Origin of the sequence: Agreia sp. Leaf244 (assembly GCF_001422695.1) — a bacterium.
GTDB lineage: Bacteria > Actinomycetota > Actinomycetes > Actinomycetales > Microbacteriaceae > Agreia.
In genome coordinates this window covers 350862-364600 of record NZ_LMLX01000005.1, presented here as the reverse complement: position 1 = coordinate 364600, position 13739 = coordinate 350862, and the positions used below count along the sequence as shown (strand labels likewise).

Annotated in this window: 12 protein-coding genes; 4 read left to right on the top strand and 8 right to left on the bottom strand. The window is 67.0% G+C overall.

What is annotated here, in order from left to right:
- Positions 1-14: 14 nt before the first annotated feature.
- Positions 15-560 carry a dihydrofolate reductase family protein gene (locus ASF06_RS15955; protein ID WP_055949295.1) on the top strand — a complete coding sequence of 182 codons (546 nt, stop codon included), beginning with the start codon at positions 15-17 and terminating at the stop codon, positions 558-560.
- A 26-nt stretch (positions 561-586) separates the two neighbouring features.
- Here ASF06_RS15955 and dxs read toward each other — a convergent pair whose 3' ends face one another.
- From dxs to dut, 5 genes are all read right to left on the bottom strand, one after another.
- On the bottom strand, positions 587-2524 hold the full coding sequence (dxs, locus tag ASF06_RS15950; protein WP_055949292.1) for a 1-deoxy-D-xylulose-5-phosphate synthase: 1938 nt from the start codon (positions 2522-2524) through the stop codon (positions 587-589).
- Positions 2525-2660: 136 nt separating this feature from the next.
- The gene (locus ASF06_RS15945) at positions 2661-5480 is read right to left on the bottom strand and encodes an aconitate hydratase (RefSeq protein ID WP_055949289.1); all 2820 of its coding nucleotides are present in this window, start codon (positions 5478-5480) and stop codon (positions 2661-2663) included.
- Positions 5481-5646: 166 nt separating this feature from the next.
- The gene (locus ASF06_RS15940) at positions 5647-6372 is read right to left on the bottom strand and encodes a DUF3159 domain-containing protein (RefSeq protein ID WP_055949286.1); all 726 of its coding nucleotides are present in this window, start codon (positions 6370-6372) and stop codon (positions 5647-5649) included.
- Positions 6372-7040, bottom strand: a complete 669-nt coding sequence (locus ASF06_RS15935; protein WP_055949283.1) for a DUF3710 domain-containing protein — start codon at positions 7038-7040, stop codon at positions 6372-6374. Before ASF06_RS15935 ends, ASF06_RS15940 begins: the two co-directional genes overlap by 1 nt.
- Positions 7037-7525 (bottom strand): dUTP diphosphatase, encoded by a 489-nt coding sequence (gene dut, locus ASF06_RS15930; protein ID WP_200920395.1) that lies wholly within the window; start codon positions 7523-7525, stop codon positions 7037-7039. The genes ASF06_RS15935 and dut overlap by 4 nt, the downstream gene beginning before the upstream one ends.
- A 40-nt stretch (positions 7526-7565) precedes the next feature.
- Here dut and ASF06_RS15925 point away from each other — a divergent pair, with 40 nt between their 5' ends.
- A complete protein-coding gene (locus ASF06_RS15925; RefSeq protein ID WP_055928958.1) occupies positions 7566-7997 on the top strand; it encodes a DUF3093 domain-containing protein in 432 nt (143 codons plus the stop codon).
- A gap of 32 nt (positions 7998-8029) precedes the next feature.
- Here the strand turns inward: ASF06_RS15925 and ASF06_RS15920 are convergent, their stop codons facing one another.
- Positions 8030-8323: a DUF4193 domain-containing protein gene (locus tag ASF06_RS15920; protein WP_055928962.1), complete on the bottom strand. Its 294-nt coding sequence runs from the start codon at positions 8321-8323 to the stop codon at positions 8030-8032.
- A gap of 161 nt (positions 8324-8484) precedes the next feature.
- Between ASF06_RS15920 and sepH the strand changes: the two genes are divergently transcribed.
- Positions 8485-9645, top strand: coding sequence for a septation protein SepH (sepH, locus tag ASF06_RS15915; protein ID WP_235501041.1), 1161 nt, complete (start codon positions 8485-8487; stop codon positions 9643-9645).
- 20 nt (positions 9646-9665) lie between these two features.
- Here the strand turns inward: sepH and ASF06_RS15910 are convergent, their stop codons facing one another.
- Positions 9666-10811, bottom strand: coding sequence for an alkaline phosphatase family protein (locus ASF06_RS15910; RefSeq protein ID WP_055949275.1), 1146 nt, complete (start codon positions 10809-10811; stop codon positions 9666-9668).
- 114 nt (positions 10812-10925) lie between these two features.
- On the opposite strand from ASF06_RS15910, the gene ASF06_RS15905 reads away from it, so the two are divergent.
- The gene (locus ASF06_RS15905) at positions 10926-13418 is read left to right on the top strand and encodes a DNA gyrase/topoisomerase IV subunit A (protein WP_055949272.1); all 2493 of its coding nucleotides are present in this window, start codon (positions 10926-10928) and stop codon (positions 13416-13418) included.
- Positions 13419-13485: 67 nt separating this feature from the next.
- On the opposite strand, the gene ASF06_RS15900 is transcribed toward ASF06_RS15905, so the two are convergent.
- The gene (locus ASF06_RS15900; RefSeq protein ID WP_055928973.1) at positions 13486-13713 is read right to left on the bottom strand and encodes a DUF7455 domain-containing protein; all 228 of its coding nucleotides are present in this window, start codon (positions 13711-13713) and stop codon (positions 13486-13488) included.
- Between the last annotated feature and the right edge of the window lie 26 nt (positions 13714-13739).

Genomic DNA, 13739 nt, shown 5'->3' with positions numbered 1-13739 from the left:
CCTAGTCTGATGGAATGACCATCCAGTACTACGTGGCGAGCTCCCTCGACGGTTTCATCGCCGACTCCGACAACCGCATCGACTGGCTCCTCCGCTTCGGCACGGCCGACTTCGACGAGGGCTACCAGCGGTTTCTGGCCGGCGTCGGAGCAATCGTCATGGGAGCCCGAACCTACGAGTTCCTGCTCTCCGAGGGCATGAGCGAGTGGCCCTATTCGGTGCCCACCGTGGTGCTCACGCGTCGTGACCTTCCCGTCGCCGTCGCGGGTGCCGACATCCGGTTTCTGAGCGGCGACATCGATGCCGTCGCGGCCGAGCTGGCCGCGTTGTCGGGCGACCGTGCCGTCTGGGTCGTGGGCGGCGGAGACGTCGCGGCCCAGTTCGCCGCAGCGGGCCTGCTGACCACGGTCATCGTCACGATGATGCCGGTCGTGCTCGGCTCCGGCGTGCGACTGCTTCCCATCGTCGATCAGCTCGAGCTCGAGCTGATCTCGTCTGTTGCGCTGCCTCAGGGCGCCGTCGAGCTCACCTATGCCGTCGAGGGGCCTCGCGACGCCTAGCGCGCGAACACCGACCGAGCGAAGGCCTAGCGGGTGATCCGGCGCTCGTCCTCGTTCTCGCCCTCGAGCGGGCGGGCGATCGGAATCTTGCTGCCCAGAACCTGCGCCACGACGTCTCGCGCGATGCGCTGGGGGGTAAGTCCCACGCGCTCCAGAATCTGCGCGCGCTCCGCGTGGTCGAGGAACTCGTCGGGCAGGCCCAGCTCGGTCACCGCGGTGTCGATTCCGGCCTCACGCAGGTCCTGCCGGATGCGTGTGCCGACGCCGCCGACACGGATTCCGTCTTCTATGGAGATCACGATGCGGTGTTCCGCGGCCAGGTCGAGCACGCTGCGCGGAACGGGAACCACCCAGCGAGGGTCGATCACGGTCGAGCCGATGCCCTGTGCCGCCAGCCGCTCGGCCACCTCGAGGCCGGTCGTCGCCATCGGTCCCACGGTCACGATCAGGACATCCTTGCGCTCGTGCTCGACCAGCACGTCGACGCCGTCGTCGAGACGACGCACGGCGGCGATCTCCTCACCCACGCTTCCCTTGGGGAAACGCACGACCGTCGGTCCGTCGGAGACGGCGACGGCCTCGCCCAGCTCCTCTCGGAGCCGCTCCGCGTCGCGTGGAGCGCTCAGGCGGATGTTGGGCACGACCTGCAGGATGGCGAGGTCCCACATGCCGTGGTGGCTCGGCCCGTCAGGACCCGTGACACCGGCCCTGTCGAGAACGAAGGTCACACCGGCACGGTGCAGCGCGACATCCATGAGCACCTGGTCGAACGCCCGGTTGATGAATGTCGCGTAGACGGCCACCACGGGGTGCAGACCGCCGAAGGCCAGGCCTGCGGCCGAGGTGACGGCGTGCTGCTCGGCGATGCCCACGTCGAAGACGCGCGACGGGAACCTCTCGGCCAGCTTGTGCAGGCCGGTCGGGCGCAGCATCGCGGCGGTGATGCCGACGATGGTCGGATCCTTCTCGGCCAGGGCCACGATCTCATCGCTGAAGACACCCGTCCACGACGGAGCGCTCGGGCCTCCGAGTGCCTCACCGGTCTCGGGATCGATCTGCCCCACGGCGTGGAACTGGTCGGCGATGTCGCTCAGGGCGGGCTCGTAGCCGCGCCCCTTCTCGGTGATCGCGTGCACGATCACCGGCTGAGCGTAGCGCTTGGCCTGGAGAAGGGCCTCCTCCATCGCCTGGAGGTCGTGCCCGTGGATCGGGCCGATGTACTTGATGTCGAGGTTGGAGTACAGGGCCTCGTTGTTCGAGAACCGGCTGAGGAAGCCGTGCGTGCCGCCGCGGATGCCGCGGTAGATGGCCCGGCCAGGACCACCGAAGCGGTCGAAGAGCTGCCGCGACGACTGGTGCAGGTTGCGGTACTTCGTGTTGGTGCGCACCGAGTTCAGGTAGCGGGCCATGCCGCCGATGGTGGGCGCATAGGAGCGGCCGTTGTCGTTCACGACGATGACGAGCTTGCGGGTGTTGTCGTCGCTGATGTTGTTCAGCGCCTCCCAGGTCATGCCGCCCGTCAGTGCCCCGTCGCCGACGACGGCGATCACGTGCCGGTCGTTCTGGCCGGTCATCTCGAAGGCGCGCGAGATTCCGTCGGCCCACGAGAGCGAGCTCGACGCGTGCGAGCTCTCGACCACGTCGTGCACGCTCTCGGAACGTTGTGGGTAGCCCGCGAGCCCGCCCTGCTGGCGAAGACGTGAGAAGTCCTGACGTCCCGTCAGGAGCTTGTGAACGTACGACTGGTGCCCGGTGTCGAAGACGATCGCGTCGCGGGGCGAGTCGAACACCCGATGGATGGCCAGGGTCGTCTCGACGACACCGAGGTTCGGTCCGAGGTGTCCCCCGGTCTTCGATACCTCGGCAACCAGAAACTGGCGGATCTCGGCCGCGAGCTCGACGAGTTGCTCCTGGGTGAGAGCGTCGAGGTCCCGGGGACCCGAGATGTTCTCCAGCAGGCTCATGCAGACGGCCTTTCCATTCGATGCAGGGCCGGTCGACCCCTCATCCGAGTCTATGACGGATCGCTTCGACCGCCCTCGAGAACGACGGAGCGCCCCCGGGATGCTATGCGGCATCCATCGGGGGCGCTCCTTCGGATCAGGCTACGAGGCTGCGCAGCACGTACTGCAGGATGCCACCATTGCGGTAGTAGTCCGCCTCGCCGGGGGTGTCGATTCGCACGACGGCGTCGAATTCGACCGTCTGCTTTCCTTCGGGCGACTGGTCGCTGGGGGCAGCGGTGACCCGGACGGTGCGCGGCGTGACGCCCTCGTTGAGCTGCTCGATACCCGCGATGCTCACGATCTCCGTGCCGTCGAGGCCGAGCGACGCCCAGGACTCGCCCGCGGGGAATTGCAGCGGCACAACCCCCATGCCGATGAGGTTCGACCGGTGGATGCGCTCGAAGCTCTCCGTGATCACGGCCTTGACTCCCAGGAGGCTCGTGCCCTTCGCCGCCCAGTCGCGCGACGAACCGGAGCCGTACTCCTTGCCACCGAAGATCACGAGGGGCGTCGAGGCTGCCGCGTAGTTCTGGGCCGCGTCGTAGATGAACGACTGCGGTCCGTCGGGCTGCGTGAAGTCACGGGTGTAGCCGCCCTCCACGCCGTCGAGGAGCTGGTTCTTGAGCCGGATGTTCGCGAAGGTTCCGCGGATCATGACCTCGTGGTTTCCTCGGCGCGATCCGTAGGAGTTGTAGTCCTTGCGGCCCACACCGTGCTCGTCGAGGTAGCGGCCGGCGGGGCTGTCGCCCTTGATGGAACCGGCGGGGCTGATGTGGTCGGTGGTCACGGAGTCGCCGAGCTTGGCCAGCACGCGGGCGCCGACGATGTCGGTGACCGGGGTCGTCTCCATGGTCATGCCGTCGAAGTACGGGGGCTTGCGCACGTACGTCGACTCGGAGTCCCACTCGAAGGTCGCGCCCTCGGGGGTGGGAAGCGAGCGCCAGCGCTCGTCGCCGTCGAAGACGCCGGCGTACTCGTGCTGGAACATGTCGGTGTCGATCGACGAGTCGATGGTCGACTGCACCTCGGCCGCGTCGGGCCAGATGTCCTTCAGGAACACGTCGTTGCCGTCGGTGTCCGTGCCGAGGGCATCCGTCTCGAAGTCGAAGTTCATCGACCCGGCGAGTGCGTACGCGATGACCAGCGGCGGAGACGCCAGGTAGTTCATCTTGACGTCGGGGTTGATGCGTCCCTCGAAGTTGCGGTTTCCGGAGAGGACCGCCGTGACGGCGAGGTCGTTGTCCTGCACCGCGGAGGAGATCTCGTCGAGCAGGGGACCGGAGTTTCCGATGCACGTCGTGCAGCCGTAGCCGACGGTGTAGAAGCCGAGGTCTTCGAGGTAGCTCGTGAGGCCGGCCTTCGCGTAGTAGTCGGTGACGACCTTCGACCCGGGAGCGAGCGTGGTCTTGACCCACGGCTTCGCCTTGAGGCCCTTCTGGCTGGCGTTGCGCGCCAGGAGGCCCGCCGCGAGCATGACCGACGGGTTCGACGTGTTGGTGCACGACGTGATGGCCGCGATGGCGACGGCTCCGTGGTCGAGGGTAAAGTTCGTGCCGTCTCCGAGCGACACCGAGGTGGGCTTGGATGCCGTCTTGGGCGCGTGGCTGGCATGCGAGTGGCTGTGCGCGTGCGCCGGTTCCGCATCCTCAGGAGAGAGCTCACCCGGGTCGGAGGCCGGGAAGGATCCCGTGCCGATGAGGTCGACGATGTCGTGCTCGACGCGGGCGTAGTCGTTGAGGTCGTGCTCGAACTGGCTCTTCGACTCGCTGAGCTCGATGCGGTCCTGCGGGCGCTTGGGGCCGGCGATCGAGGGAACCACGGTGGCCAGGTCGAGTTCGAGGTACTCGCTGAAGACCGGCTCGACGCTCGGGTCGTGCCACAGGGTCTGGAGCTTGGAGTAGGCCTCGACGAGCTTGACCTGCTCCTCGCTGCGGCCCGTGAGGCGCAGGTAGTCGAGGGTCACGTCATCGATGGGGAACATGGCCGCGGTGGAACCGAACTCCGGGCTCATGTTGCCGATCGTCGCCCTGTTCGCGAGGGGGACCTCGGCGACTCCGGCGCCGTAGAACTCGACGAACTTGCCGACGACTCCGTGCTTGCGCAGCATCTGCGTGATGGTGAGCACCACGTCGGTCGCGGTCACGCCCATGGGGATCGCGCCCGAGAGCTTGAATCCGACGACCTTGGGGATGAGCATCGACACGGGCTGTCCGAGCATCGCGGCCTCGGCCTCGATGCCGCCCACGCCCCAGCCGAGCACCCCGAGGCCGTTGACCATCGTGGTGTGCGAGTCGGTGCCGACGCAGGTGTCGGGGTAGGCGCGCAGCACTCCGTCGACCTCTCGCGTCATCGTGACGCGCGCCAGGTACTCGATGTTGACCTGGTGCACGATGCCCGTTCCGGGCGGCACGACCTTGAAGTCGTCGAAGGCCGTCTGGCCCCAGCGCAGGAACTGGTAGCGCTCACCGTTGCGCTCGTACTCGAGCTCGACGTTGCGCTCCAGTGCGTCGTCGGAACCGAACAGATCGGCGATCACCGAGTGGTCGATGACCATCTCGGCCGGGGCGAGCGGATTGATCTTCGTCGGATCGCCGCCGAGGCTGCCGACCGCCTCGCGCATGGTGGCGAGGTCGACGATGCAGGGGACGCCGGTGAAGTCCTGCATCACGACGCGAGCGGGCGTGAACTGGATCTCCGTGTCGGGCTCCGACGTGGGAACCCAGTTGCCCAGGGCGTTGATGTGCTCCGCCGTGATGTTTCCGCCATCCTCGGTGCGGAGGAGGTTCTCGAGAAGAACCTTCAGGCTGAACGGGAGCTTCTCGTATCCCGGAACCTTGTCGATGCGGTAGACCTCGTACGAGTCATCCCCCACCTTCAGTTGATCTTTCGATCCAAAGCTGTTGACTTTCGACACGTCGCCTTCTCCTTCGCAGTCCTGAAGTCAATCTTTGCCCCGGAGAACGTGTGAGGGCTAGCAAGGCTTGCCTAACCGCGTCGGCGGGGTCGGGCTCCGTGGAGAGTCCGCAATGTATCTTGACGTCAAGATAAATGGTAGCACCCGGGAGCGCCGCCGACGGCGATCAGTCGCGGGTGTCCACCGATGTCTTGCCGTGTCCGAAGGCCGTTCGTACGAGGAGCCAGGTCACCCACAGCATCGCTGCATAGAGAGGAACGCCGAGAATCAGCTTGACGGAGCCGAGAGCCGCCGCATTGCCCGCCAGATACAGGGGCCCCTCCACGCCGAGACGCAGCGCGAACAGCCCGACCCAGCACCAGGTCGCCACGAGGACGACGCGGAACTTCGCGCGATCGGAGCGCCATCCGGTGGTGTCGCCTGTGAGAAGTCCCACGATCACGCCGATCAGGGGCCACCGGGCGATGATCGACACGAGCAGAACGACGAGGCTGACCGCGTTGATGATGAGGCCCGGCAGGAAGTTGTCCTCCGCCCTGCCGGTGAACAGTGCGAGAGCCGCCGACACGGCCACGCCCAGAAGGCCGGTGACCGCCGGCAGGACCGGACTCCGCGTGATGGCCCGTACCACAATGAACACGACCGCAACGATGACGGGGGCGACGACGCTGGGGGTCAGGTCGCCCGTGATCGTGTAGATGACGAGGAACGCGAGCCCGGGCAGCAGCGATTCGATCAGCCCGCGCACCCCGCCGATGGCACGCAGCAACGACGCGGCCGTCGGGGTCTCCCCCGGCGTGACCTGTCCGATGCCGGCCCGCCGGGCCGCGTCGGCGAAAGTCTGCGACAGGCCGGGTGCCGGAGCGCGGTCGTCGGACTGCGGCTCGGACATCAGGCGCTCGTGGTGGGCGGGGCCGTCGCCGCCGTCTTCGGCATGCTCAGGGGAATCAGGTCGCGTGGAGGCATCGGCTGCGATCCACGAACCACCACGACGCTGCGGAAGAGTTCCTCGATCGCGAGTTCGGCGGCGGGGTTGGTCAGCGCGTCGCCCGCGATGACACCGCGAAGGAACCACCGGGGTCCGTCGACGCCGACGAAGCGGGCCAGGCGTGACGATGACGCGTCGGTCGTCGCGCCGGCGGCGACGGGCACCTCGCCCACGAGTTCGGGTCCGAATGTTCCCTCGCGCGCGGTGCTCGTGCCGCCCTGCTTGATGATCTGGTCCTCGATCTGGGCCCGGATCTCGTGCCACAGTCCGGTCGACCGGGGTGCGGCGAACGCCTGCACCTGCAGGGTCGAACCGGCGTAGTCGAGCCCGACGGCCACGACCCGATTCGTTCCCTCTTCGACCTCGAGCCTGAGGTGGAGACCCTCGCGGGGAAGGATCTTGAGTCCGCCGAGGTCGACATACGGCCTGGCGGGGTTGGCCTCGTCCGCGTCGAACGGGCCCTCTTCTGCGCGATTCTCCGGCGCCGACTTCGAATCGAGAGGCTGCTCGTCCTCGAGGTCATCGATCGCCGAGTCGACTCCGTCGGCGTTCGGCTTTTCCAGATCGCTCATGCGTTCTCTCCTTGTAGTTCGGGTGTGACAGGCCCGCCTGCTGCGAGAGGTGACGAGTAGCCGGTCGAACCGAAGCCTCCCGCTCCCCTGTCGCTGCCGGGAAGGGTGTCGACGGGAATGAATACGGCCCGCGTGACGGGCATAACGATGAGCTGGGCGATACGATCCCCGACGCCGATATCGTACGGCACGGTGCTGTCGGTATTCAGAAGGGCCACCTTGATCTCGCCCCGGTAGCCGGCGTCGACCGTGCCCGGAGAATTGACGATCGTGATGCCGTGCTTAGCGGCGAGCCCGCTGCGGGGAACCACGAACGCAGCGAAGCCGTCGGGCAGGGCGATACTCACGCCGGTGCCGACGAGTCGTCGTTCGCCCGGGGCGAGGGTGAGGGCCTCGGTCGATGTGAGATCGGCGCCCGCGTCACCGGGGTGCGAATACTCGGGAACGTCGGCGGCCTGGATGAGTAGTTCGACTGACTGGGTCACGAAGTCGAGGGTAGTGCAGTTTGTCTGGTCGAATAGGAGCATGTCTTCGTATCGTGAGCGGCTCTGGCCCTCAATCTGGATCTACCTCGCCACCGCACTCGTCATCCCGGCCAGCATCCTCGTGCTCGCTCCGGTCAACATCGTCGCGGGAGTCGTCGCGGCCGCCGTGCTCTTCGGAGGACTCTCAGGAATCTTCGTCGTGCTCGCCCCCGTCATCGAGGTGAAGGACGGCACGTTCACGGCGGGCAAGGCGCGCATCCCCGTCGGCCTGCTCGGCACCCCGGCCATCTTCAGGGGTGATGCCGCCACGCTCCAGCGCGGTCAGCGATTGGATGCGCGGGCGTGGCTCTGCCTGCGCGGCTGGGTCGATCCGGTCGTAAAAATACCCCTCGAGGATCCGGACGACCCGACGCCGTACTGGCTCGTGTCATCCCGGAATCCCGAGGGGTTGAAGGCCGCCCTGTCTGCCTAGCAGGCGGCGGCCATGCGTGGTGCGCGCTGTCGTCAGGCAGCGCACTCCACGCAGATGGGGCCGAGTTTCTCTTCGTGATCGATCTGCGAACGGTGCTTCACGAGGAAGCAGTTGACGCAGGTGAACTCGTCGGCCTGCGGAGGCAGGACGACGACATCGAGGTCGAGATCGGAAAGGTCGGCTCCAGGCAGCTCGAAGCCACCGGGGTTGTCGGCGTCGTCAACATCTACGACACCAGACATCTTGTCTGGAACGCGCTCTTTGAGCGCTTCAATCGACTCCGAATCGTCGTCGTTCTTGCGCGGAGCGTCGTAATCAGTTGCCATGCCCATCCACTTCTGAGGAGATTGATAAAACCAAATCGGCGGCGTTAGTTTGCACGAAAGCCACCGGAATAGCAATTCGGATTCTTGCCCGTCCTGCTCATCGACGCCATCAACTCGCGGCACGCCCATTACATTCCCCGTATTCGGGTCAGGGTCGTGGCATGGTCGTAGCAACAGTGACCGCTGGAGGCCCCTTCACCATGCAGGAATTGACAGTAATCGGCGTCGAAGACGGCGCCCTCCTCGTTGCATCCGATGCCGGCGAGCGTTATCGCATCGCCATCGACGACGTGCTTCAGAGCCGAATCAGGCAGACCCTGACGCCCTCGTCGAGCGGCAAGCGCATCTCACCGCGCGAAATCCAGGGCCACATCAGGTCCGGGCTGTCCGCCGAAGAGGTGAGCCGACTCACGGGCGCCGACCTCGACTATGTCGAGAGATTCGAAGGCCCGGTCCTCGCAGAACGCGCCTACGTCGTCAACTCCGCGCTCAAGGTGGCCGTGCAGGTCGACTCCGCGCTCGATCCTCTCGGCGAGGAGCCGACCTCCACCTTCGGCGAGGCCATCCAGGAGCGTCTCGAAGGCCTGGGAGCATCGGATGAACGGTGGGCCAGCTGGAAGGACGAGTCCGGATGGATCGTCAAGCTGTCGTTCACCGCGAACGAGATCGATCACGACGCCCGCTGGCAGTACGACCCGAAGCGCCACGCCCTGACGCCGCTCAACACAGAGGCCGTCACGCTGTCGCAGAACGGCGAGATCACCGAGGGACTCATCCCCCGGCTGCGCGTCGTCGCGCCCCGCGTCGAGGCAGAGGCTCCGATCGACGCTCCGCCCGTCACCGTGACCAATGACACGGCTCCCAACCCCGAGGTGATTCCCTACGGGCGCAGCTCGGCGTCCGGCGAGTCCTCGGCCGCCGCGACGAGCGCGGCCATCTCCCGTGCGGAGGAACGGCCGGCAGAGAACCTCAACCAGACGGCCGACCTGCTCGAGGCGCTCCGGCGACGCAGAGGCGAGCGCGAGGCGGCCGTGTTCGTCGACGACTTCGACGACAGCGCATCCGCTTCACGGGGGTCGTCGCCGACCGATCGCGATGAGGAGAAGAAGCCGCAGCAGAACGAAGGCCGACCCACCCTCACCTCGTCGATCTGGGCCTCGGCCGCTCGAACAGACTCCACGCTCGACGGTATGGACGCTCCAGAGTCCGACACGCCGCCTCCGACGGCCTCGCAGCCAAAGCCTCCTCGTCGCAGTCGTGCGGCGATGCCGAGCTGGGATGAGATCGTGTTCGGAGCGCGAACAGACGACGACCTTGCCTGACCGGCGGGTCGAGCGCTGACTCAGCGCTCGAATCCGCCGAGTCTCACGAGGGGCACGATCAGCTCATCGGAGTTCCATGATCCGTGCTGGCCGACCATGCGGCGAGCCGAGTCGTTGAGCTTTCGGCCGTCGTAGTAGGCGATGTTCTTCGACGCTGCGACGATGATGTCGCCGATGCGCGGACGGACCTCGTCGTCGACCTCGCCGAACCAGCCGGCCTCGATCGCTTCGTCTCGGGTGAGCACCCACGCGCGGTCGCCCTCGGTCGCGCGCCACGCATCCAGAACCGCCTGACGCGCGTCGGTCGGCAAGGCGTGATCGAGATGCAGCTGGAGGCACCGTGGCTCGCCGGCGACATGGGTGACCCCGCGCATCTGGGTCTCGTCGTCGCCGAACAGCACGTGGGAGGTCGAGGGCACGTCGATCACACCGTGGTCGGCCGTGAGCAGCACTCCCTCCCCCGCGCGCAGCGTGCGCACGAAGGACTGAACGGCCGAGTCGAGCTCCTCGAGAAGGTGCGTCCAGCGATCCGACTGCCACCCCTCGGCGTGGGCCGTCATGTCGAGCTCGGGAACATAGACGTAGGAGATGGAGGGTCCGGGTGCGTCGAGAATCGATCGGGCCGCGTCGAACCGGTCGGCGATCGAGTCGCCCGGAACATAGCGGGCCCCGCGCAGCACGGCGTGAGTGAAGCCCGACGATTCATACCGACGTGGGCCGATCGCCACCGCGTCGATCGAAGACTCTGCTGCCCTCTCGAACACCGTGGCCCGCCTCTGCCACACGGAGGGCTCCATGTCGGGCCCCCACCCGGTGAGCTGGTTGGCGACCCTGTCCGTGGCCGGCACGAGGGCCGAGTATCCGACGAGCCCGTGCTCACCGGGCGATGCACCGGTGGTGAGTGACGCGAGTGCCGCAGCAGTGGTCGTGGGGAACCCGCTGACGATCGTGGCCTTCTTGGTGAATCGCGACGAGAGGAAGCGGGCGTGACCGGTTCGCTGGCGCAGGGCGGATGCCCCGAGGCCGTCGACGAGGACGACCACCGCCTTCGACACGGCCGGGAGGCCCAGGCGATTCTCTTCGCCGCGGACCGCCGCGAGGCAACTGGGCAACACGTCTGACAGACGGGGCTCGTCGGATCGGGTCGCCGGTAGCATGGGGGGCATCGGGCCAAGTCTGGCACAGGTGACTGCCGCACGAGTCGTCCCGATCACGACCCGAACGTCCTCCGATGCCTCATCGGTGCGCCGCCTTTCTCTTGACGAAAGCCCCATTCAGGAATGACCCCACAGACACCGGACGCCTCGCCCGAGACCCCCGAGAAGATCCTCGACGTCGACGTCTCCACCGAGATGCAGGACTCCTTCCTCGAGTACGCGTACTCGGTCATCTACTCGCGCGCGCTGCCCGACGCCCGCGACGGACTCAAGCCCGTGCAACGCCGCATCCTCTATCAGATGAGCGACATGGGGCTCCGGCCGGATCGCGGCCACGTGAAGAGCGCCCGGGTCGTGGGCGAGGTCATGGGAAAGCTGCACCCCCACGGCGACACCGCCATCTACGACGCCCTCGTTCGCATGGCGCAGTCGTGGACTCTCCGCGTTCCCCTGATCGACGGACACGGCAACTTCGGCTCTCCCGACGATGGCCCTGCGGCGCCTCGTTATACCGAGGCCCGGCTTGCGGCCGCGGCGCTCGCCATGACCGATGGTCTCGACGAAGACGTCGTGGACTTCGTGCCGAACTACGACAATCAGCTGACCCAGCCCGATGTGCTTCCCGCTGCCTTCCCGAATCTGCTCGTCAACGGTGCCGCGGGCATCGCCGTGGGCATGGCGACGAACATGGCGCCGCACAACCTGGTGGAGGTCGTCGCGGGGGCGCGATACCTGATCGAGAATCCCGACGCATCCATCGACGACCTGATGTCGTTCATCCCGGGCCCCGACCTGCCCGGCGGAGGAACCATCGTGGGCCTCGCCGGCATCCGTGACGCGTACTCGACCGGGCGTGGAAGCTTCAAGACCCGGGCTCGCGTGAGCATCGAGAACCTCACGGCGCGCAAGGTGGGGCTCGTCGTCACGGAGCTGCCGTACCTCGTGGGCACCGAGAAGGTGATCTCGAAGATCAAAGACGGAGTCACCAGCAAGAAGCTGGCCGGCATCTCCGACGTCACCGACCTGACCGACCGCACGCACGGCCTGCGCCTGGTCATCGGCATCAAGACCGGGTTCAGCCCCGACGCCGTGCTCGAGCAGCTCTACAGGTACACCCCTCTCGAGGAGTCGTTCAACATCAACAACGTCGCCCTCGTGAAGGGCGAGCCGCAGACCCTGGGGCTTCGTGACCTGCTGCAGGTCTACATCGATCACCGCATCGACGTGATCACCCGGCGCACCCGGTTCCGCCTCGCCCGCCGCACCGAGCGCCTGCACCTCGTCGAGGGTCTGCTCATCGCGATCCTCGACATCGACGAGGTCATCCAGGTCATTCGCGCCAGCGATGACACCGAGGCGGCACGCGTGCGACTGATCGACGTGTTCGAGCTGAGCGTGCTCCAGGCCGACTACATCCTCGAGCTGCGCCTCCGGCGACTCACCAAGTTCTCACGCATCGAGCTCGAGGCCGAGCGAGACTCCCTGCGCCGGGAGATCGAACAGCTCACCGAGCTCCTCGGCTCCCCCGCGCTCATCCGCCGGGCCGTGTCGACGGAACTCGACGCCGTCGCTGAGGCGCTCGGCACCCCCCGACGCACCGTGCTCACGGAGGCGCGGCCGGGCGACGCCCCTGCCTCCCGCCGGGCGCAGCCCGTCGTTCTCGAGCTCGCCGACACCGCCTGTGTGATCGTGCTCAGCACAACGGGCAGGGCCATCCGCATCGACTATCCCGATGGCGTGGATGCCGCACCGCTTCCGGGTGCCGCGGCCCGCCGAGCGCGTCACGACGCCGTGCTGTCGCTCGTCACCACGACGACGCGCAGCGAGGTGGGCGCCGTGACCACCCTCGGCCGGCTCATCCGGATGCCCGTGCTCGACCTGCCCGTCGTGCCGGTCAATTCCGTGCAACTGGCCGCCGGGGTGCGGATCGCGGAGTACCTCGGCCTCGACACCAAGAAGGAACGTGTCGTGGGACTGGTGTCGCTCGACTCGGCTCTGCCCATCGCCCTGGGCACGATCAGCGGTGTGGTGAAGCGCCTGATCCCCCAGGACTACGCCAACAAGCCCGACTTCGAGATCATCGCCCTCAAGCCGGGCGACCAGCTCGTCGGCGTCGCGCAGCCCGACGAGGAGAGTGAACTCGTCTTCGTCGCCTCCGACGCGCAGCTGCTGCGGTTCTCGGTGAGCTCGGTGCGACCGCAGGGCCGTACCGCCGGCGGAATGGCGGGAATCAAGCTCGGAGCCGGCGCGCGCTGCATCTTCTTCGGTGCTGTCTCGCCGAGTGACGACGCGACCGTGGCCACGATCGCCGGCAGCACGTCGGTGCTGCCGGGCACGGATGCGGGCAGCGGCAAGGTCTCGGACTTCTCGGAGTTCCCCGCCAAGGGGCGGGCAACGGGCGGCGTGCGCGCCCAGCGGTTCCTCAAGGGCGAGGACATCATGCTGCACGCCTGGGTGGGACCGAAGCCGGCCCTGGCCGTGGGAACCGACGGAACGGTGCGACAGCTGCCCGACGGCGGATCCCGACGCGACGCTTCCGGACTTCCGCTCGAGGCCATCGTCGGCTCGATCGGCTCCTCGATCGCATCGAGGATGCCGCAGGGTCCACAGACATAGAGAGAGGCCGTTCCCCATCGGGGAACGGCCTCTCTTCGTCGCCTTGTCGGTGTCGCCCTCTGAAGGGTTACTTCTCGAGCAGACGCGCTGACTCGTCGAGCCAGCTCTTCGCGAGCGGCGAAAGCTTGTCGTGGAACTTCTTGCCGTGGTGCGAGCAGAAGAAGAGCTCGCTGCCCGACTCCATCTCGACTCGGACGTACGCCTGGGCGCCACAGCTGTCGCAGCGATCTGCGCCGGTCAGCTGGTAGGTGGTCTCTTCGGTGATGATGCCGTTCTCCGTTGCTGTTGTGTGCATGTGATGCTCCTCACGCCTCGCTGGTC

Excerpts from the sequence above, each read along its gene's own strand:
- dxs (WP_055949292.1), bottom strand. The coding sequence starts at position 2,524 with ATGAGCCTGCTGGAGAACATCTCGGGTCCCCGGGACCTCGACGCTCTC.
- ASF06_RS15910 (WP_055949275.1), bottom strand. The coding sequence starts at position 10,811 with ATGCCCCCCATGCTACCGGCGACCCGATCCGACGAGCCCCGTCTGTCA.
- ASF06_RS15935 (WP_055949283.1), bottom strand. The coding sequence starts at position 7,040 with ATGAGCGATCTGGAAAAGCCGAACGCCGACGGAGTCGACTCGGCGATC.
- ASF06_RS15900 (WP_055928973.1), bottom strand. The coding sequence starts at position 13,713 with ATGCACACAACAGCAACGGAGAACGGCATCATCACCGAAGAGACCACC.
- ASF06_RS15925 (WP_055928958.1), top strand. The coding sequence starts at position 7,566 with ATGTCTTCGTATCGTGAGCGGCTCTGGCCCTCAATCTGGATCTACCTC.
- sepH (WP_235501041.1), top strand. The coding sequence starts at position 8,485 with ATGGTCGTAGCAACAGTGACCGCTGGAGGCCCCTTCACCATGCAGGAA.
- ASF06_RS15955 (WP_055949295.1), top strand. The coding sequence starts at position 15 with ATGACCATCCAGTACTACGTGGCGAGCTCCCTCGACGGTTTCATCGCC.
- ASF06_RS15920 (WP_055928962.1), bottom strand. The coding sequence starts at position 8,323 with ATGGCAACTGATTACGACGCTCCGCGCAAGAACGACGACGATTCGGAG.
- ASF06_RS15905 (WP_055949272.1), top strand. The coding sequence starts at position 10,926 with ATGACCCCACAGACACCGGACGCCTCGCCCGAGACCCCCGAGAAGATC.
- ASF06_RS15940 (WP_055949286.1), bottom strand. The coding sequence starts at position 6,372 with ATGTCCGAGCCGCAGTCCGACGACCGCGCTCCGGCACCCGGCCTGTCG.